This is a genomic window from Hyalangium versicolor, assembly GCF_020103695.1.
GTDB classification, from domain to species: domain Bacteria; phylum Myxococcota; class Myxococcia; order Myxococcales; family Myxococcaceae; genus Hyalangium; species Hyalangium versicolor.
This window is the reverse complement of record NZ_JAHXBF010000015.1, coordinates 322,420-341,930: the sequence shown is the minus strand read 5'-3', so window position 1 is coordinate 341,930 and position 19,511 is coordinate 322,420. Positions and strand designations below refer to the sequence as shown.

The window sequence follows — 19,511 nt, the reverse complement described above, 5'->3', positions numbered from 1 at the left end:
TGACCCATGATGCGCAAGCATTTGCTGGCTACACCCGCCGCGCTCCTGATGGGCTTGTCGTCCGTCGTGAGCTCCCTGCCCGCGCAGGCCCAGACGTTCAACTACGCAGAGGCCCTGCAGAAGTCCGTCTGGTTCTATGAGGCCCAGAGGTCCGGCCCCCTGCCCGCGAACAACCGGGTGAGCTGGCGAGGCAACTCGGGCCTGAAGGACGGCTCTGACGTGGGCAAGGATCTCACCGGTGGCTGGTACGACGCCGGAGACCATGTGAAGTTTGGTCTGCCCATGGCCGCGAGCGCGACGCTGTTGGCCTGGTCTGTCTATGAATACGAGGATGCGTATCAACAAAGCGGGCAGTTGAACGCCATCCGGGACAACCTCCGCTGGGTCAACGACTACTTCATCAAGGCGCATACCGCTCCCAATGAGCTGTATGGCCAGGTCGGGGCGGGCAATACGGATCACTCGTGGTGGGGACCGGCCGAGGCGATGCAGATGGCCCGGCCCGCCTACAAGATCAGCGCCTCCTGTCCTGGCTCGGATCTGGCGGGGGAGACGGCCGCTGCCATGGCTGCCTCCTCGATTGTCTTCAAGGAGTCCGACCCGGCCTACTCGGCCACGCTGCTGACCCACGCCCAGCAGCTCTTCTCCTTCGCGGACACGTATCGGGGCAAGTACTCCGACTGCATCACGGATGCGCAGTCCTTCTACAACTCCTGGAGCGGCTACTGGGACGAGCTGAGCTGGGCCGCCACCTGGCTGTATCTGGCCACCGGTCAGAGCACCTATCTGAGCAAGGCCGAGAGCTACACCGCCAACTGGGGCAATGAAGGACAGTCCTCCAACTGGGCCTACAAGTGGACCCAGAGCTGGGATGGCAAGACGTATGGCGCGCAGCTCCTGCTCGCCCGCATCACCGGGAAGGCCGTCTACAAGACCTCCGTCGAGCGGAACCTGGACTTCTGGTCCACGGGCTACAACGGAGAGCGGATCCGCTACACCCCGGGCGGGCTCGCCTGGCTGGATACGTGGGGCAGCCTCCGCTATGCCGCCAACGCTTCGTTCCTGGCGTTCGTCTACGCGGATGACATCGCCTCCAGCGATTCGGCGCGCGCCACGCGCTACCGCGACTTCGCCTCGCGGCAGGTCCGCTACATGCTGGGAGAGAACCCCCGCAACTCGAGCTACGTGGTGGGCTTCGGGGTGAATCCTCCCCGCAACCCGCACCACCGCACGGCGCACAGCTCGTGGACTGATCAGATCTCCAACCCCACCGAGAGCCGGCACGTCCTCTATGGCGCGCTGGTCGGCGGGCCGGACTCGGCCGATGCCTACGCGGATGACCGGTCCAACTACGTCTCCAACGAGGTGGCCACCGACTACAACGCGGCCTTCACCGGTGCCTTGGCTCGGATGTACCTCCTCTATGGCGGCACGCCGGACCCCACCTTCCCCGTGAAGGAGACGCCCACCACGGATCCGTTCTTCGTGGAGGCGGGCCTCAATGTGACGGGCTCCAACTTCACGGAGATCCGGGCGTTCATCCACAACATCTCCGGCTGGCCGGCGCGTGTGTCGGACAAGCTCTCGTTCCGGTACTTCGTCGATCTCTCCGAGGTCATCGCCAGCGGACACTCGCCCTCGGAGCTGGCTGTGACGATGAACTACAGCCAGGGAGCCAAGGTCCTGCCGCTCGTGCGGTGGTCCGGCAACATCTACTACGTCACGGTGGACTTCTCCGGCACGGCCGTCTACCCCGGTGGACAGTCCGCGTACCGCAAGGAGGCCCAGTTCCGCATCGCTGCCCCGGCGGGAGTCCCCTGGAATCCGGCCAATGATCCGTCCTACGTGAACGTGGGCGCCACTCCGGTCAAGACTCCTTACATCCCCGTCTACGAGGACGGTGTTCGGCTCTATGGCATCGAGCCGGGCTCTGCTCCGACCGACTCGACTCCTCCCGCGCAGCCTGCCGGCCTGACGGCCACCGCGGCCGCGTCGCAGATCCAGGTGGCCTGGACCGCCAACACCGAGGCCGATCTGCTGGGCTACAACCTCTACCGCTCCACGAGCAGCGGCTTCACGCCCTCGGCTGCGAACCGGATTGCCTCTGGCGTGGTGGGACGCACCTACTCGGATGCCAGCCTGAGCGCGTCGACCACCTACTATTACAAGCTCACGGCCGTCGACACGTCCGGCAATGAATCCGCCGCCTCCTCGGAGGCCTCCGCCACCACCGGATCGGCGCCCCCGTCCAGCGTCTCGGTCCTGTACCGCGACGCGGACGCCAATTCACCGGCCAACAACCAGATCAAGCCTCACTTCAAGATCGCCAACGGTGGAACGGCCAGCGTCGCCCTCAGCGAGCTGAAGGTGCGTTACTACTTCACGCCGGACTCCGGGGAGTCCGTCCAGGTCTCCTGTGATTGGGCCGTCGCGGGCTGCGCGAACGTCACCTCCACCGTGGTGCCGTTGGCCACTCCGAAGACAGGAGCTACCCACTACCTCGAGCTCGGTTTCACCTCGGGCGCTGGCTCGGTGGCTCCGGGCCAGGACAGTGGCGAGTTCCAGATTCGTCTCAACAAGAGCAACTGGTCCAACTTCGACGAGAGCAACGACTACTCGTTCGATCCCACCAAGACAGCGTTCACTCCCTGGATCCGGATGACGGCGCTCCGTGGCGGCGTCCTGATCTGGGGCGCCGAGCCGTAGTTTCCTCACTCAGCAAGGAAATCCCATGAAGAACTCAGCGTTGATCGCGGCCCTCGCCGCTACGTGTACCGCAGGTGTAGCCCGTGCTGAACTGCCCACCATCGACTTCACGGGCTACATGCGCGCCGGCATTGGCATCAATGCCCGAGGTGGCACTCAGGTGTGCTACGGCCTCTCCGGAGCCGATACCAAGTTCCGTCTGGGCAACGAGTGCGACTACGTCGTCGAGCCGAGCTTCAGCGCCAAGCTCGTCACCTACGAGGAGTCTTCCTGGCACGTGCACTTCATGCCTGGAATCTATCGCTCGTGGGGCGGCAAGGAGTTCCAGACCTATACGACGCCGGGCGGTCCCGCCCTGCCTGACAGCGGCACGGACGAGCTCGTGGCGCGCTTCGGGCAGGTGTATGCCTATGGCACCAACATCGCGGTGCTGGGGCACGGCAAGGCCTGGGCGGGCCGCCGCTACTACAACCGCCTCCAGACGGGCATCAACGACCAGTTCCTGGAGATCAACGACGGAGATGGAGCGGGCGTCGAGGACATGAACGTCGTCATCGGCAAGCTCAGCATCGCCGCCATGCTGAACCCCCGGGGGAATGCCACCAGCAACCGTTTCACGCTGCCCGTGCGGCTCACGAACATCCCGGACATGCCCAACGGGGAGCTGGCTGTGTACGTCACCCCCTCCCTCCAACTCAGCACGGAGGATCAGACGACCGATCCTCCCACCACGCCGTCCGATGAGGCGAAGGGGCTGGGCCTGGGCGTGTACCAGACGCTGAAGGGAGTACTGCTGGGGGGCGATACGCTCGTGGGCTTCCGGTGGGACACGCTCGGCTCCACGCGCAACGGCCGCGTGGTGCTGCAGCAGAGCCACACGATCGGCCCCGTCACCATCGACGGGCTGGCCGAGTACCGCGTCCGGAAGGCCGCCAGCAATTCCGGCAACCGGTGGCTCGCCGTGGGCGCACGCGCGGATACTCGCATCGTCGGCCCCTTCCGTGTCCTGTTCGAGGCGGGTCATGACGTGGTCAAGCCGGATGATGGCTCGCACACGCGCAACATGACCAAGTTCACCCTCGCGACGGCGGTGTCCGCTGGCCAGGATGCGGGCTCGCGCCCCACCATCCGCTTGTTCGTCACGCAGGCCGTGTGGAACCAGGCGGCTCGGTTGAGCTTTGGCGATTCGCGCCTGCGCCAGGTGTATGGCAACGCGACAGCCGGCACCTCCGTGGGGCTTCAGGGCGAAGCCTGGTGGTGAGTCGGCTCGGAGCGCTGGAGGAGGGCCGGTAGCGCGCGCGGCGGGACGTGGGCGGGGCGGCGGCGTAGAGTAGGGGGGAGGAGTGGAGCGATGAGCGCGAAAAGAAAGCCCCTTCGGAAGATCGTCGTCGAGGGGGTGACCTATCTCTGGAAGGTGGAGCACGATCACCTCGCGTTGCCACCGGATCCCTCCCAAGGGGTGGGGGGAAGTCGGTGCCGCGAGGTGTTCACTGCCTTCCTGGAGGGCTATCACGCCAGTCCGGTGCGCATCCGTTTCCCCGATGGGGTGGGGCAGAGCTCTGGCTACCCGCAGGCTGGCGTCGTCTGGACCTCCGGCTCGTCCGGACTCGATGTGAACCTGAACACCCCGCGCGTCGCGGCCGGCCTCATCCGGATCGCGCTCTCACGAGGCTGGACTCCCGGCCAGAGCAAGAGTCCGATGGTCGTGGAGGATGGGTTCTTCCTCCTGGCAGAGTTGCCCGCGGAGTCGCCGCCGAAGGCCTGATCAGATGGAGGGATCCTTCAAGCGGGCCCGGAGCACGGCCCCGAGCACCGATGCGGTCTCCTCCGGTAGGCGGGGTAGGTGGGCGTAGAGTGTCTCCTCGGTCTGGGAGATGACCTCGGGCGGAGCTCCGGCTTCCCTCAATGCAGCCAGCAGGGTGTAGGCCGCGATGCCCAGCGGCTCGATGAAGCCGCGTGACTCTTCCCAGAACTCCTCGAAGCACGGCACCGCTTCCCCCGCGGCGACTCGCACCAGGCGCTTCAGGTTTTCCTCCCAATACGTCCGGTGCGCCTCCATCATCTCCGTGCTCGTGAAGGGGCCCTGGCGCACCTCGAACCGTGTGCCTCCTTCCGCGGGATGAAGCGAGAGGGTGGCGAGCGCCTTCCCTCCATCCAGTGGCCCTCCCTTCCACTTCAGCTCGAACATCAGGCTTTGGCCCTCCTCCACCTGATACATGAGCCCCTCTTGCACGAAGGGCGTACCGTCCGCGTCGAGCATCTCGACCTGGAACTTCTCTCCCGGTTCCGCCCCGTTGTCTCCCCCCGTGCGGTGACAGCCCGGAGGCGCCCCGTACCAGCGTCGCAGCACCAGCCCGTCACCGAAGGCCAGTTGGAAGAGCTCCGCGGGTGCCTGGGGAAACCATACCCCCAACTCCAACTCGCCGTTCATTCCAGCACCCCTCCGCGCGCCCGAAGCTCGATGCGAGGCACCGCCGTCCGGAGACTCTCCGGCACGCGGTACTGCTCCACCACCAGGCTGATGCGCGCGGCCGACAGCGCTGGAGCGCCGGCCGAGACAGAGACGACTTCGTGCACCAGATCTCCTCGGAACATCACCAACGAGCCCTGCATCGGCGAGAGTGCCTCCACCTGGCGGCCTCGGTGGTACAGCCGCAGCTCTCCTCCCGCGAGCGGCTGCGGCACCTGCACGTAGAGCACGCTCACCGCCACAGGCCCGCCAATCCGGCCGTCGTAGAAGATCAGGCTTCGATCCAGGTGGGTACTCACCCCGCGCCCGTTCTGGATCAACAGCGGGTTGAGCAGGAACACGTTGCAGCTCGTCAGCAGTGCCGTGTCCAGGAAGGGGACGAACGCGGGGAAGCGCTCCTTCACCTCCGGCAACGACTCTCGCCAGAACGAGATCGAGAAGCCGTAGCTCCCCACGAACTGATCCGTCAGGTGGTTCTCGTCCAGCAGCGGGGACGTGAGGATCGCCTGGCGGATGGACTCGACCGTGGCCGCCGGGAAGGCTTCGGAGGTGCGGTGGACGAACTGCTGGAGCCGGAAGGCCCCGTCCCAGGGAAGCTGAAAGCTCATGGCCCCGGGACTTTACTATGCCTCCGGACGAGGACGGTTCCCCTCCAGCAGACAGTCCCCCGAGAGCGCCTCGAGCGGAGTGCCGTCCCGGGCCGCGTCCTCCTCGGGGCGCACCGGGTTGGTGCACATGTTCTCCACGGAGTTGTAGACGAGCTGGTGCATCGCCCGGCGCAGCGGAGAGATGTTCTCCGAGGAGGCATGGACCAGGTTGCTGTGCATGAACAGCACCGAGCCCGGAGCGCCCAACTGCGCGACCATTCCCTCCGCCTTGAAGAGCTGCGTCACCTGCTCGTCGCTCACGTTGAGCTGCTTGTAGCCCTCCATCACCGGTCCGTCGTCTGTGGTCATCATCCCCAGGTGATGGGAGCGCGGGATGAAGAGGATGGGGCCGTTGAAGGCCGTCACCTCGTCGACGAACACCGCCACCACCACGGCGCGGGGCCCAGGCATGCCGTCGCGCACGTGCCAGGTGGGAAAGTCCTGGTGCCACGGGAAGCCGCGAGCCGGTCCCGCCAGGCCGAGCTTCGGAACGAGCCGGGACTGGTGCACGTACACCTTGCCGCCCAGGAGCTGTTCCGAGGGCTGGAGAAGGCGCGGATGCCGAGCCAGCTTGCGGATCTGCTCGTTGTAGAGGTGCGTGCCGTGGATGTGACGCACCTGACCGGTGACATCGCAGCGCCGCAGGCCGGAGAAGTTCTTCACGGCGAGCAGCTCTGGGATGATCGCGTCCAGGGCTGCCACTTCCCGAGCGGAGAAGACGCGCTCGAGGAAGAGATAGCCCTGCTGTTCATACTGCTCCACCTGTGAGCGCTTCAGTTCCATGCGTGTGTCCTGCCGGGCCTCGGCTGTCCCACCTCTGGAAGAGCCTCGAGTGTAGTGGATCTGCCCTGGACTATCCGCCCCGGTGCTTCGACGAGCGCTCTTGTGCTCGCTCTACCCGGAGCAACAGCTCGGAGTCCTCGAGCCGCTTCGCGATGGCTGAGGCTCGGGCCAGCGTGCCCGCGTTGTCCGGTGCCCCCTGGATGCGCGCGACGATGAGCAATCCCATCACCCGTAAGCGCACATACCCCCCATCGCCCGCGTGTTCACAGGCTCGACGTGCCAGCTCGAGCGCCTCCTCGCGGGCACCCTGGCGGTGGAGGCCGAACGCCAGCCCTGCGTCCCGGCGATAGCTGGCGAAGGGGTGCACGTCCTCGGTCGGCAGGGAGCGATACAGCGCGAGCGCTCCAGCCGCGTCACCCCGCCGGTTGGCGTCAAAGGCCTGGTGATCGACCAGCCGCGCCTGGAAGCAGGCCGCGTCCGCAGGGGGCAGTTCCACCCGGGCCGCGTCCAGGATGTTCCGGGCGCTCTCCAGGTGTGGGCGCGCGGCAGCCTCCGCTCGCGCCACGTCCGCGTCGAGCCGGCTCAGGAGGTAGCTCGTCGCCAGGTGGTGCTCGATCCGGGCCGCGGGCGAGTCCACGAGCGCCGCAGCCCCCTCGAGGAGGGTCTTTGCATCGTCGAAGGCCCGTCGGCGCAGCGCCACGCCCGCCAGGCCCAGGAGGATCCACACCCGGGCCCTCGACTCGGAGAGCGGTGGCCGATCCCACAGGCGAAGCTGGTCAACGCAGAGTTGGACGGGCAGGTCTCCGAAAGGGCTGTGGTACGTCCCCATCCATCGGGCCTGGGCTTCGACCGTCGCGGGCACCCCGAAGACTCTCAGGAGCCGCTGGCCGATGAGGCCTCCGTCCCGCTGGCCCCGTCCTCGGAGACGACGGATGGCCCGCTCCACGGAGGTGGTGTCTTCAGCCAGGCCCCGCTCGACGAGCTTCCACGCGAGCGCGGCGAGGGTCCCGTGCTCCGCAACCAGGGCTTCCACATAGTCGGCCCACGTGTAGCCAATGGGGGCCTGGGCCTCCTCCAAGCGCTGTCCGGTTTTCTGTCCGTTCCGGCGCGGCAGCCTGGGTGCCATGGTGTCGTCAGCGTTTCTGCCACGGCGAGCCACGCCGCCTCCTCGAAAGGACGCACATCATGCGCCTGCTCCTTATTTCCGACACCCATGGTCACCTGGACATCATCGAACGGCTCGCGAAGGAGTCCCGGGCCGACGCAGTCTTGCACGCGGGAGACTTCGGCTTCTACGACCAGGAGAGCGTCGACCGCATCGAGTCGCGCGAGCTCTTCCTTCGAGTGGTTCACTCGAAGCTGCCCGCGGAGACGAAGCAGAAGGCCAAGAAGCTGAAGGGCGACGCCCTCCGTGCCTTCATCCGCACGGAGCTCCCCCTGTCCGATCTGGGCGGATGGTTGCATGCGGGCCGAGGATTCTCGCTGCCCACGTTCGCGGTCTGGGGGAATCACGAGGACGGAGCTGTCGTCGCCGAGCTGCTGGCGGGGCGCCGGCACATTCCCAACCTGACGCTGCTGGGGACGGCCGAGTGCCGGCCGTTCCGATTCTTTGGCCTCGGGGGAAACCTCCTGCCCGAGCTCCTGGGCGAAGACGCGCCTCTCGATGGGGGACGCGGGAAGATCCGCGCGACGGCTCGGGAGATCTCCGCGCTGCTCGACTCCGCGAAGCCCCGGGTGGAAGGGGAGATCCGCGTGCTGGTGACGCACGTGAGTCCGGGCAAGGTGCCGCTGGTGGGGCTCCTGGCCCAGGCCCTGGATGTGGATCTCACGGTCTCGGGGCACATGGGTTCGCCCTACGGGTGCGTGTGGGATGACTTCGCGGTACGCGAGCCGGCTGAGGCCGAGGCGCGCCTTGCGGCGGCTGTGGCCGCGCTTCCCGAGGAGCTTCGGGCACGGCTTCCGGCGCCCCCGTCTGGCGAAGGGCCGGCTCGCTGGTACCGCGGCACCTTCCACGTCAACCTCCCGGACGCTCCGGATGGCCATGCCGTGGTGGAGCTCAAGGACGGACACTTGCGGCTGGAGACGGTCTCTGCTGGCCTTCCGCTGCGCAAGTGACCGGGGTTGACGTGGCGGGCCGTTGTCAGGGAGGAGAGGGGACATGACCATGCGTCGAGCAGCCTGCAGTTGCGGACAGTTGCAGGTGGTGTGCACGGGCGAGCCCGTCCGGCTGTCCATGTGCCACTGCCTCGCGTGCCAGCGGCGGACCGGAAGCGTTTTCGGCGTCCAAGCGCGGTTTCGTCGCCAGGACGTCTCCATGGAAGGGCGCTCCACTGCGTTCACGCGGGTGGCGGACAGTGGCAATTCCGTCACCTCTTACTTCTGCCCGGCGTGTGGCTCGACCGTGTATTGGGACTTGAACGCCCTGCCGGACTTTGTCGCCGTGGCCGTCGGGGCCTTCGCCGATCCCAGCTTCCCGGCGCCGAAGGTCTCCGTCTACGAGGCCAGGCGCCATGCCTGGGCGCTGCCCACGGGCATCGAGCTGGAACACATGGATTAGGTTCCTAGGGAGCGACCTCCGCGAGCGCCGCCTCCAGCGAGTCACCGCCGCGCACGACGCGAGCCAGCCGCCCTGACGCGTCGTAGAGCAGCACCGTGGGCAGGGCGAGCTGGCCGCCCGGAGAGAGCGGTTCGGCCACCTCGGGTGCCAGCGGCGCCACGGGGTAGAGGATGCCCATCTTCGAGGCTTCGGCCTGGACCTGCTCGGCGGGGTGGGCCGCCAGGCCGAGCACCTGCCACCGGCCCTCCTGGGCGAGCTTGGACAGCACGGGCACCTCCTTGAGGCAGGGCTTGCACCAGGATGCAAAGAGCTGCACCGCCGTGGGCCGCCCCGCCTTCACTTCGCCCACCTGCTCGAGGCGCAGCGGCAGCCTCGCGGTGCTCGCGCGGGGCGCTCGGGCCGCAAAGGCGGTGGAGTCCTTCGCTCCTCCCTCGTTCAGCACCCACCGGCGGCCGGCCTGGAGCGTGCCGAACGACTCCGTCACCCCGGGACGCCAGGTGACTTCCACCTCCGCCTGCTCCGCAGTGCCGAGCCCCACGTGCACGGCCGGCTCCACCGAGCTCACGTAGCCGCGCGTCAGCAGTACGGGGAAGGCCCGGGTGCCCGAGGCCGTGCGCACGCGCACGGTGGCGGTGCTCGCCTCGGTGTCTCCCCGGGTGGCGCGCAGGCGCAGCTCCAGGGCGTGGCCCACGGCGCCCTCGTTCACGAAGAGCTGGAGGCGCGGCTTGGCGCGGTTGAGCAGGAGCAGCTCCTGATCCCCGTCTCCATCGAAGTCCAGCGCCACCAGGGCGCGGCCATCCGCGCGGGACTCGAAGCCGTCCGCATACGCGCACTCCTCGAAGGTTCCATCCGGGCGCTGCATCCACAGCTTCTTGGGCTCCCAGCCAGAGAAGCTCTGCTCGAAGCCCGTCTGCCCGGCGCGCTTGAGCGGCGAGGGCCCGGTGGACTGAACCATGGCGTACGGGGCCGTCGCCGCCGCGGGGTTGTTGCGGCCGATCGATCTGCCTTCCATTGAGAGCGCCAGGACCTGGCGCCAGTAGACACTTCAAAGATCTTTTCGATTCGGGGCGCTGTAGAAGCCGTTGGCCACCGAGAGATCCAACCGCCCATCATCATCCGCGTCGAGGAAGATGGAGCCGAAGGCCCACAGGCCCCGGTTGACGCCCCGGGCCCGTGCCACCTCCTCGAAGGTGCCATCTCCGCGCGCCAGGTAGAGGGTGTTGCCGGCCGCGAACTTGTCCAGGCGGGACTTCAGCTCGGGGCGCACCTGGGAGGCGGCAGCCAGCACTCGCGTGCCGGCCTTGGAGAACATGTTGGCGACGTAGAGGTCCAGGAGCCCATCTCCGTTCACGTCGCCCACGTCCGCGCTCATCCCGTTGCCCGGGTCCCTCAACCCGTGGGCCTCCGTCACGTCGCGGGGTGTTCCGTCGGCATCGAAGCGCCAGAGATCATTGTCGCCGAAGTCATTGGCCACGTAGACCTGCGGCCTTCCCTCGCCGAGCAGATCCGCGGCGACGGCGGCGAGGCCCCAGCGCCGGTGCTGCTCGGCCTTGGGAGGGGAGAGCTCCTGGAAGGTGAGGTCCCCCTTGCCCCGGAAGAAGCGAGCCGGGCGGCCATCGCGGGCGTTGAGGAAGTCATCCGGGCCGAACTTCATCGGGTAGTGCAGGAACACCACGTCCAGCTTGCCGTCCCCGTCGAAGTCCGTGACGAGCGAGGTGTGCGCGTTTGCGGGCGGCAGCTTCGAGGCCACGACGGTGAAGGTCCCCTTGTCATTGCGCAGGGCCACCGGCTTCGAGTCGGCGTTCCAGGCGGTTTGCGTGGTGATGACGACGTCGGCATCTCCATCCGCGTCGAAGTCCCCCGCCGCGAGCGAGGAGAACCACGCGCCCTTGGGCGGGGCCACGTCCAGGCGCGTGCGGGTGTAGTGGAGCGGGGCCGTGGCATGGAACAGGTAAAGCGCGCGGGGATCCGCGAAGAGCACGTCCGGCAGCCCGTCTCCATCGAAGTCGCGCACGGCCAGCGCGCCGCTGTTCATGGCGGCCTGCATGCCGGCTGCCTCGCCGTCAGCCTCGGCAGGGAGCACGAGCCCCGCGGCCTCGGCCTGCTCGATGAAGCGCGGCTCGGGGCGGATGGCCTCCTGCCGGGAGGTGGGGCTCAGCTGCTCCAGCCGCCAGGCGTCCGGGCGGGGGCGGCTCAAGGTGGCGTCGGCCTCGCTGCGAATCGAGTGGCGGGCCCCGTCGTGGTCCAGGCCCTCCAACTCGAAGAGCAGGTGCAAGGAGGCGCCCTGGGGACCGGGCTCGAAGCTCAGCGCGCGCATGCTGCAGGAGGTGATCCAGACGAAGGACTCGGTGGGCAGGTGGATGCCGGGGGCGGCGAGCTCCTCGGGCCACGCGAAGCGCCCCTGCTTGACGGGGGCACAGAAGCGGGTGTCGAAGAAGGACTCCAGGGAGTCCTGGAGCGCCTCGCGCGAGTCGAGCTGGCGGAGGAGGTTCTTCTCTTTCCCATCCGCGCCCCAGGCGGGCGAGACGAGCAGACACAGCAGGGCTGCCACCGCGGGGGGACGCATTCGCACGGAGTGTATCATGTCTCGGGGCATGGAAGCGTGCGTGGCTGTGACACGGGGCTGGCCCCGCTCCGGTCTCCCAGAGCGGGGCCGTGCTTCCTAGCGGTGTGCGCTCAGGGCACGTACGCCTCCGCCGTGGCGAGGGAACGGGTGCCATCTTCGCCGCCCACGACGAGAACCCTGCCTGAGGTCAGCAGCGTCGCGGTGTGAGCTCCACGGGGCGTGGCCATGGAGGCGGTTGCGGACCAGGAAGGGGTGGTTGGGTTGTACAACTCCGCGGTGTTGTAATAGCTGCTGCCGTCGCCCCCCGCGACGAGCACCTGGCCCGAATCGAGCCGCGTGGCGGTGTGGCGGGAGCGGCCTTCGACCATGGCGCCCGCCGTGGACCAGACGTTGGTGCCTGGATCATACAACTCAGAGGAAGAGGCATCGTTGAGCGATGTCCCCCCTGAGATGAGCACCTTCCCCGAGGAGAGCAGCGTGGCGGTGTGAAGGCTATGGCGCGTCACCATGGTGGCAACTGGAGCCCACGAATTGGTGGCCGGGTCGTACACCTCAGCGCTGTTCAAGCTCCCGGAGCCATTGGACCCCCCTGTGACGAGGACCTTGCCCGAAGAGAGCAACGTGGCCGTGTGGTTGAAGCGGGCGGTGCTCATGGAGGCGGCCGGAGTCCAGAGGTTGGCGAGCGGCTCGAACACCTCCGCGGTGGCTAGAGCGTTGTTGCCGTCGGTGCCGCCGGTGACGAGGACCTGGCCCGAGGGAAGCAGCGTCACGGTGTGACCGGAGCGGCCCCCGCTCATGGGGCTGACCTCATACCAGGCGTCGCTCGCCGGATCATACATCTCCGCGCTGGTGAGGGCGCCGACGCCCCCAGTGGCGAGCACGTAACCACCGTCGAGCAAGAGGGAGGCGTGAGCGAAGCGGCCCTTGGACATGGCATGGGCTTGAGACCAAGAGTTGGTAGCTGGGTCGTACAACTCAGCACTGCTCAGGGTGGTCGTCCCATTGCGCCCCCCAGCGATGAGCACCTTGCCCGAGGCGAGCAGCGTGGCGGTGTGGTTGTAGCGGCCCGTGGACATGGACCCTGCGGACGTCCACCCAGTGACGCTGAGTTGAGCCGTGCCGCTCACGCCACCCAGGGTAGCGGTGAGGGTGACGGGCCCACCCCCGGCCATGCCGGTGGCCAGGCCCGTGCTGCTCACGGTGGCAAGGGCGGTGTTGCTCGAGGTCCACGTCGCGCTGTTCGTCACGTCGCTCGTGGAGCCGTCGCCGTAGGTGCCCTGGGCGGTGAACTGCTGTGTCGAGCCCTGGAGAACTGAAGCTGTCGCGGGGGTGAGCTTGATGGAGGTGAGCACGGGCGGGGGAGCAGTGACGCTGAGTTGAGCCGTGCCGCTCACGCCACCCAGGGTAGCGGTGAGGGTGACGGGCCCACCCGCGGCCACGCCGGTGGCCAGGCCCGTGTCGCTCACGGTGGCAAGGGCGGTGTTGCTCGAGGTCCACGTCACGCTGTTCGTCACGTCGCTCGTGGTGCCGTCGCCGTAGGTGCCCTGGGCGGTGAACTGCTGAGTGAGGCCTGCAAGCACGGAGGCACTGGTGGGTGACACCTGCAGCGAGAGGAGGCGAGCTTCGGTGACCTCGAGGGTTGCCTCGCCCGAGACTCCGTCCGCATTGACTGTGATGGTGGCGCTACCAGGCTTGAGAGCCGTCACTTCGACAGTGCCGTCCGGTTGCGGTTGGATGGAGGCCACTTGAGGAGCAGACGAAGTCCACTGCTGTGAAGTGGAGGCGTCGAGGTCGACGACGCGGCCATCGTCATAGATCCGCTGGGCCTTCGCGGTGGTCTTCGTCCCTGCGGAGATGCGGGTCTCCGCGAGGACGACATGGATCGAGAAATCGTCTGATGGAGACGAAGAGCTGTGGCAGCCAGTGACGGCAAGCGTCAAGCAGAGGGCAAGAAGTGAGATCGGCAGGTTTTTCATGCGATGTGGCGCTGAGTTCATGCTGGGGAAAGACCCAGGCGGCCAGCAACCAGAGGAGGTGCCAGGCCACGTCAGCGCGCGGTCACCCCTACCCAGAATGCCGGGTCATCGCAATTGGACTTTGTGCTTACACGGCGCGAATATGCGCCGCCATTCTCACTACGTTTCATGCCAGCCCGCAGCCATCCTGCTTCGGCTGAGTTCCCAGACCGTCTCTTCCTGGCGGGTCCTGCCGCTCAACTGTCTCCCGATGATGCCGCGGCCTTCACGAAATCAACGAAGGCTCGCAGCGCCGTCGGGAGCTGACGGCGACTGGGGTAGTAGAGGAAGAAGCCGGGATAGGACGGGCACCAGTCCTCGAGTGCCCTCACCAGGAGGCCCTCTGCGAGCAGCGTGCTCACCTGCGCCTCGAAGACATACGCCAGACCCACCCCCGCCAGCGCCGCATCCACCATGAGGCCCTGATCGCTGAGGGTCAGGGGACCATCGACTTCGATCACCACCTCTTCGCTGTCCCGCTCGAACTCCCAGCGATAGAGGACTCCGCTGAGAAATCGGAAGCGGATGCAGGGCAGCTCGCGCAGCTCATGCGGCGTCCTGGGCATGGCATGGCGCGAGAAGTATTCCGGCGACCCGACGACGGCGGACCTCTGCCGCGGGCCAATCGGAACCGCGAGCATGTCCGCGGCGATGCTCTCGCCGAAGCGCACCCCGGCATCGAACCCCTCCGAGACGATGTCGCTCAGTGCGTCGTCCACCCTCATCTCGACGCGCACGTCCGGATAGGCTCGGAGAAATCGCGTCACCACGGGCATGAGCGCCAGCTGCGACGACTGCCGGGCCGCGTTGATGCGCAACGTCCCCATCGGTTGGCCTCGGAAGGCGTTCAGGTCCTCGAGCGCATCGCTGATGTCTCGAAAGGCCGGGCGGATGCGCGCGAAGAGCCGCTCGCCGGCCTCCGTGAGGGCGACGCTGCGCGTGGTGCGATTCACCAGCCGCACCCCCAGGCGCTCCTCAATGCCCTGCAGCGAGTGGCTCAGCGCGGAGGGCGATACCCCCAGCTCCACCGCCGCCCGGCGAAAGCTGCGGTGGGTCGCGATGGCCAGGAAGGGCGAGAGGGCCGCGGGATCGATTCGCTTCATTGCTGAGATGAACTCATCAGCTCGGTGAAGATTCAAGAGATTCACTCATCAGAAGCCTCCCGCTACCTTGCTTTTGCCAGCCGACGAACCCGTCCGGCGGCCTTCTGGAAAGGAAGTCTCATCATGCGTACCTGGTTCATTACTGGAGCTTCTCGTGGTTTCGGTGCCCTCATCACTGCCGAGGTCCTCGCCGCGGGCGACGCCGTCGTGGCCACGGCTCGTGATCCGCAGGGCCTTCAGGCGAAGTTCGGAGACCACCCGCGGCTGCTCGCCGTCCGGCTCGACGTCACCCGCGAGGAGCAGATCCATGCGGCCGTCGAGGCAGCCATCCAGCGCTTCGGCCGCATCGACATCCTGGTGAACAACGCGGGCTACGGTCTGCTCAGCGCCGTCGAGGAGGCCAGCGCGAAGGAGGTCGAGAGCGTCTTCTCCACCAACGTGTTCGGACTGTTGGCTGTCACCCGCGCGGTGCTGCCGCACATGCGCCGCCAGCGCTCGGGGCATGTCATCAACGTCTCCTCGGTGGGAGGCTACGGCGCCTACCCCGGCTGGGGCGTCTACTGCGCCACCAAGTTCGCGGTGGAGGGCCTCACGGAAGCCCTGGCCGCCGAGCTCGCCCCCCTGGGCATCAAGGCGACCGTCGTGGAGCCCGGCTTCTTCCGCACGGACTTCCTCGACGGGCAGTCGCTCTCCGTGGCCCGGCCGATCGCCGACTACGCCGCCACGTCTGGCGTCACGCGCACGGTCGCGGGTGAGCTCAACCACGCGCAGCCGGGCAATCCCGCCAAGCTGGCCAAGGCCTTCCTCGCGCTGGTGGATGCTTCCAACCCGCCCCTGCGGCTGCCCCTGGGCAGTGACACGCTGGCGCGCATCGAGGCCAAGAACCGGCAGGTCGCCGAGGAAGTCGCCGCATGGCGCACGCTCGCGGTCTCGACCGACGGGTTCGATGCGAAGGCCTGAGCCTGCCTTCGGACGGACTATGGTGGAGGCATGACGAAAGAGGCGATTCCATCGTGGTACTTCGCGCTGGTGGTGGTCCGCGACGAGGACCGGTTCCTCGTCGTGCAGGAGCGCAAGCACGGGCAGCGGTGGTATCTGCCAGCGGGGCGGGTCGAGCTCGGGGAGACGCTCGCGGACGGGGCGCGCCGCGAGGTGTTGGAAGAGACAGGTGTGGAGGTCGAGCTGACCGGGGTGCTGCGGATCGAACACACGCCGCTGCCGGACTACTCGCGAGTGCGGGTGTTCTACGTCGCGCGGCCAAGTGGGGCGAAGGCACCGAAGACGACGGCCGACGAGCACTCGTTGCAGGCGCGGTGGGTGACGCTGGCGGAGCTGCGGACACTGCCACTACGCGGGTTCGAGGTCCTCGAGGTGTTCGAATCGGTCCTCAACGGGGCGCCAGTGGTGCCGATGTCGATGATCACGGCCGAAGGGACGCCTTTCGGCAGAAGGATGTGAAGCCCTCGTCTCGAGATGAGTGTTAGGTTCATGGCAAGAATTGCGCGGAGAGGGCTGGAAAGGGGTGTCAGGGGTTCTGGCTAGCATTTCGCCTCTATGAAACCTCTCCGTCTCGGTAGCCTGATTCCTCTTGAAGTATGCGAAATGGACGGGCACGGGATGGGAGATCATCAACCTGGGCCCTACGAGTCCGGTCATCTTCAACACATCCCTGGCGTTGGACGCGGCGGGCAGACCGCACATCACCTACGCGAACATCAGCCGTAGCCACTTGAAGTATCTCAGTCCGTGAGTTGCTCGTGAGCCTGTTTTTACGAGAAGTTCTCCTAGAACTTGCTTCACAAGGCTTGCAGGAACGCGTTTGATTTGCCCTCCCCCAGAAAGGCAGGGCATTTGATTCGCTCCATTCGTCGTTCCCCAGAGGTTCTCGCCACAGCTGTCGCCACCGCTTCCTTGCTGCTGCTCTCCGCGTGCGGAGAGGGCGTGATGGACGAAGACTCGCTCGGCATGTCGAAGAGCCCCCTGCTGAACGGCGTGGGCTCGACGGCGGCGCGGGCCGCGCTCACCAAGCGGTGGGCGCCCATCCACTACCAGGATGTGGACCAGACGGGATCGCACGCCCTGGGCGGCAAGTCCGACTACCTCACCCGCGTGGACTTCGACGGCGACTGGAACGGCGCGAACAACTGGGACAACACGTCCGGGCGGGCGCTCACCGCTCATGCGTACCAGTCGGTGGTGGAGACGAGTACGCACTGGTACCTGCTCTACACGTACTTCCACCCGCGCGACTGGTCCGACTCCATCTTCGACACGGAGCACGAGAACGACGGCGAGGGCGTGCTGCTCATCGTGCAGCGCGACGGCAGTGAATATGGGCAGCTCCTCGGCGCGGTGACGGTGGCCCACAAGGACTTCTACTCGTTCGTGCCGACGGGCAGCCCGCTCGGCTCGGGGACGGAGACGGTGGACGGCACGCTGTCGCTCGCCCAGTTCGAGAACGTGGCGCACCCCATCACCGCCCAGGAGGCCAAGGGCCACGGGCTCAAGGCGTGGCCGGCCGTGGACATCGTCGGGGACGGGGTGAAGTACTACCCCTCGCTGAGCACCGCCGAGGAGCCCTCGTCGCCCACGGACTCGGATGTGCGCTACAAGCTCATCGACCTCTACGGCTCCGAGGGGCTGTGGCAGCGCCGGAGCCTCTCCTCGCTGTTCGCCTCCGACGGCACGTTCCTGGGCGACACCAGCGGTGGCTGTGGCCTCATCGCGGGCAACTGCGGCACGAACTCGGCGAACGCGCCGTGGGGCTGGGATGACCAGAACGACGGCCCCATCCTGCGCGGGGAGATCGCCTTTGATCCCGCGAAGCTCGCGGCCTACTACTTCAGCCCGTCCGCGTCGTTCTCCACGACGTACACGTTCAATCCGTTCAAGGGCATCGGGGCCGATCCGAACCAGCCCTGAGCCAGTGCGCGGTGTGGGCAGGGTGCGCACTCCCGGTGAATCGATATGCCGGGCCGGCCAGGACGTTCGAGAAGCGATCCGCTTCATGCACGTCAGGAGGACGGGGTGCTCGCTGCATGCCGGCTGTCAGAGGGAACGCGAACCCGGGTGCTGCTCTCGGGGGTACTGCTCGGTCTGTTGATCCTCGGGGGGACTGGCTGTGCCACCACCTCCGAGCGCCAGAGCCTGCTCGAGCGCAGTGCCGCCCATGTTGCCTATCGGCTTCCCCCCGAGCAGGTCCTGGATGCGGCGCGCGAGGTTCTCGAGGAGCAGGGGTATCTCATCATCGAGAGTACGGACCCCTTCTATGTCCGCACCTCGTGGCAGGCGAAGTTCGACCAGAGCCTCGACATCGGGGCCGTCCGAGAGCGGTGCTTCGTCATGGGGAAGCAGCTCGGAGACGGCCGCTTCGTGCTGAACGCGTACCGCCTCACCTACACCACCATCGGCCGGACCCGACCCCATCCCGCCTCTCCCGTGAAGGATGACAGGACGGGCGAGCAGAAGATGTTCAAGGGCGACCCTCTCTCCTATGCCCGTCCGGTGCTCATGCGGGACCTGGCGCTGGAATGGCAGATCCTCTCGAGGGTGTCCCCTTCCGTGGCCCACAACCTCGAATCCCAGACGGACGCGTACCTCGCTGCCCGGCCGAAATAATCTTCCCCGCGAATCAGTCGAGGGTCCTCCTCGCTCAATCCGTTCAAGGGCATTGGGGCTGAGCCGAATCAGCCCTGAGTCAGCGCAGGTACTTGTTGAAGAACTCCAGCGTGCGTGTCCAGGCGAGCTTCGCGGCTTCGGGGTTGTAGCGCGGTGTCGTGTCGTTGTTGAAGCCGTGCTGGGTTCCCGGATACGTGAAGGCCTGGTAATGCACCTTGTTCGCCTTCAGCGCCGCCTCGTACGGAGGGAAGCTCGTGTTGACGCGCGCGTCATTCTCGGCGAAGTGGAGCAGCAGCGGGGCTTTGATCTTCGCTGCCTCTTCAGGCGCTGGTGAGGTGCCGTAGAAGGGCACGGCTGCCGCGAGCTTGGGTACGCGCGTCGCGAGGATGTTCGCCATGGCGCCGCCGTAGCAGAAACCGACCACGCCGACCTTGCCGGTCGAGTCCGGCCGCTTCATCAGCCACTGGACGGCCGCGACGAAGTCTTCCTGCGTCTTCGCCTGGTCCAGCTTCGGGAAGAGCGCACGCGCGTCATCTTCGGTGCCAGGGTAGCCGCCCAGAGGGAAGAGCGCGTCGGGCGCGAACGCCATGAAGTTCTCCAGCGCCAGCCGCCGCGTGATGTCCTCGATGTGCGGATTGAGGCCGCGGTTCTCGTGGATGACGAGGATCGCGGGCAGCTTGCCCGTGGCTTTCGCTGGGCGCGCCAGGTAGCCCCGCATCTTGCCGTAGCCCTTCGGCGACTCGTACTCGGCGTACTCCGTCTTCAGCCGTGCGTCGTCCTTCGGCACCTGCTGCGCTTCGGCGAACCTCGGCGACAGCATGCCCAGCAGCATGGTGGCGGTGACTCCGCCGGCGGCAAAGCGCGCCGCCTTCTCGAGAAATCCGCGGCGATCGATGTCGCCGTGCACGTACGCATCGAACAGGATGAGCAGGTCCTGGTCGAAATCCTCGGCTCTCTTCATCTCTGCCATGGTGCCGCAGCATATCACGCGGGCGCCGTCGAGAGCAGGCTGCTGGTGCGCTGCGTGAGCGCTTGGATCACTCGGC

The 19,511-nt window shown here is 67.0% G+C and carries 19 protein-coding genes; 10 read left to right on the top strand and 9 right to left on the bottom strand.

From position 1 onward, the window contains the following. Nucleotides 1-6: 6 nt before the first annotated feature. From KY501_RS30285 to KY501_RS30275, 3 genes are all read left to right on the top strand, one after another. The gene (locus tag KY501_RS30285) at nt 7-2,706 is read left to right on the top strand and encodes a glycoside hydrolase family 9 protein (protein WP_224367028.1); all 2,700 of its coding nucleotides are present in this window, start codon (nt 7-9) and stop codon (nt 2,704-2,706) included. Between the two features lie 25 nt (nt 2,707-2,731). Continuing rightward, nucleotides 2,732-3,967 carry a carbohydrate porin gene (locus KY501_RS30280; protein WP_224367026.1) on the top strand — a complete coding sequence of 412 codons (1,236 nt, stop codon included), beginning with the start codon at nt 2,732-2,734 and terminating at the stop codon, nt 3,965-3,967. 90 nt (nt 3,968-4,057) lie between these two features. Then, nucleotides 4,058-4,471 carry a hypothetical protein gene (locus KY501_RS30275; protein WP_224367024.1) on the top strand — a complete coding sequence of 138 codons (414 nt, stop codon included), beginning with the start codon at nt 4,058-4,060 and terminating at the stop codon, nt 4,469-4,471. Here KY501_RS30275 and KY501_RS30270 read toward each other — a convergent pair whose 3' ends face one another. The 4 genes from KY501_RS30270 to KY501_RS30255 form a co-directional block, all read right to left on the bottom strand. Continuing rightward, nucleotides 4,472-5,137 carry an SRPBCC family protein gene (locus KY501_RS30270; protein ID WP_224367022.1) on the bottom strand — a complete coding sequence of 222 codons (666 nt, stop codon included), beginning with the start codon at nt 5,135-5,137 and terminating at the stop codon, nt 4,472-4,474. After that, nucleotides 5,134-5,784, bottom strand: a complete 651-nt coding sequence (locus KY501_RS30265) for a 2OG-Fe(II) oxygenase (protein WP_224367020.1) — start codon at nt 5,782-5,784, stop codon at nt 5,134-5,136. The genes KY501_RS30270 and KY501_RS30265 overlap by 4 nt, the downstream gene beginning before the upstream one ends. A gap of 15 nt (nt 5,785-5,799) precedes the next feature. Then, nucleotides 5,800-6,606: a phytanoyl-CoA dioxygenase family protein gene (locus KY501_RS30260; protein WP_224367018.1), complete on the bottom strand. Its 807-nt coding sequence runs from the start codon at nt 6,604-6,606 to the stop codon at nt 5,800-5,802. Nucleotides 6,607-6,676: 70 nt separating this feature from the next. Beyond that, entirely contained in the window at nt 6,677-7,732 is a 1,056-nt protein-coding gene (locus tag KY501_RS30255; RefSeq protein ID WP_224367016.1) for a hypothetical protein, read from the bottom strand. A 59-nt stretch (nt 7,733-7,791) separates the two neighbouring features. On the opposite strand from KY501_RS30255, the gene KY501_RS30250 reads away from it, so the two are divergent. Together KY501_RS30250 and KY501_RS30245 are read left to right on the top strand one after the other, a co-directional pair. Next, complete coding sequence (locus tag KY501_RS30250; RefSeq protein WP_224367014.1) at nt 7,792-8,721, top strand: metallophosphoesterase family protein; 930 nt, start codon at nt 7,792-7,794, stop codon at nt 8,719-8,721. Nucleotides 8,722-8,764: 43 nt separating this feature from the next. Continuing rightward, nucleotides 8,765-9,163: a GFA family protein gene (locus tag KY501_RS30245; RefSeq protein WP_224367012.1), complete on the top strand. Its 399-nt coding sequence runs from the start codon at nt 8,765-8,767 to the stop codon at nt 9,161-9,163. Between the two features lie 4 nt (nt 9,164-9,167). Here KY501_RS30245 and KY501_RS30240 read toward each other — a convergent pair whose 3' ends face one another. The 4 genes from KY501_RS30240 to KY501_RS30225 form a co-directional block, all read right to left on the bottom strand. Next, nucleotides 9,168-10,175 carry an ASPIC/UnbV domain-containing protein gene (locus KY501_RS30240; RefSeq protein WP_224367011.1) on the bottom strand — a complete coding sequence of 336 codons (1,008 nt, stop codon included), beginning with the start codon at nt 10,173-10,175 and terminating at the stop codon, nt 9,168-9,170. A gap of 33 nt (nt 10,176-10,208) precedes the next feature. Then, entirely contained in the window at nt 10,209-11,729 is a 1,521-nt protein-coding gene (locus KY501_RS30235) for an FG-GAP repeat domain-containing protein (RefSeq protein WP_304608657.1), read from the bottom strand. A gap of 110 nt (nt 11,730-11,839) precedes the next feature. Continuing rightward, nucleotides 11,840-13,705: an Ig-like domain-containing protein gene (locus KY501_RS30230; protein ID WP_224367010.1), complete on the bottom strand. Its 1,866-nt coding sequence runs from the start codon at nt 13,703-13,705 to the stop codon at nt 11,840-11,842. A gap of 236 nt (nt 13,706-13,941) precedes the next feature. Beyond that, a complete protein-coding gene (locus KY501_RS30225; RefSeq protein ID WP_224367008.1) occupies nt 13,942-14,847 on the bottom strand; it encodes a LysR family transcriptional regulator in 906 nt (301 codons plus the stop codon). A 123-nt stretch (nt 14,848-14,970) separates the two neighbouring features. Here KY501_RS30225 and KY501_RS30220 point away from each other — a divergent pair, with 123 nt between their 5' ends. The 5 genes from KY501_RS30220 (at nt 14,971) to KY501_RS30200 (ending at nt 18,465) form a co-directional block, all read left to right on the top strand. After that, nucleotides 14,971-15,807: an oxidoreductase gene (locus KY501_RS30220; RefSeq protein ID WP_224367006.1), complete on the top strand. Its 837-nt coding sequence runs from the start codon at nt 14,971-14,973 to the stop codon at nt 15,805-15,807. A 30-nt stretch (nt 15,808-15,837) separates the two neighbouring features. Continuing rightward, a complete protein-coding gene (locus KY501_RS30215; protein ID WP_224367004.1) occupies nt 15,838-16,305 on the top strand; it encodes an NUDIX domain-containing protein in 468 nt (155 codons plus the stop codon). A gap of 130 nt (nt 16,306-16,435) precedes the next feature. Further along, on the top strand, nt 16,436-16,597 hold the full coding sequence (locus KY501_RS30210; protein WP_224367002.1) for a hypothetical protein: 162 nt from the start codon (nt 16,436-16,438) through the stop codon (nt 16,595-16,597). 194 nt (nt 16,598-16,791) lie between these two features. Then, the gene (locus tag KY501_RS30205) at nt 16,792-17,769 is read left to right on the top strand and encodes a hypothetical protein (RefSeq protein ID WP_224367069.1); all 978 of its coding nucleotides are present in this window, start codon (nt 16,792-16,794) and stop codon (nt 17,767-17,769) included. Nucleotides 17,770-17,874: 105 nt separating this feature from the next. After that, nucleotides 17,875-18,465: a hypothetical protein gene (locus KY501_RS30200; protein ID WP_224367000.1), complete on the top strand. Its 591-nt coding sequence runs from the start codon at nt 17,875-17,877 to the stop codon at nt 18,463-18,465. A gap of 79 nt (nt 18,466-18,544) precedes the next feature. On the opposite strand, the gene KY501_RS30195 is transcribed toward KY501_RS30200, so the two are convergent. Next, the gene (locus tag KY501_RS30195) at nt 18,545-19,426 is read right to left on the bottom strand and encodes a dienelactone hydrolase family protein (RefSeq protein ID WP_224366998.1); all 882 of its coding nucleotides are present in this window, start codon (nt 19,424-19,426) and stop codon (nt 18,545-18,547) included. Nucleotides 19,427-19,511 lie beyond the last annotated feature (85 nt).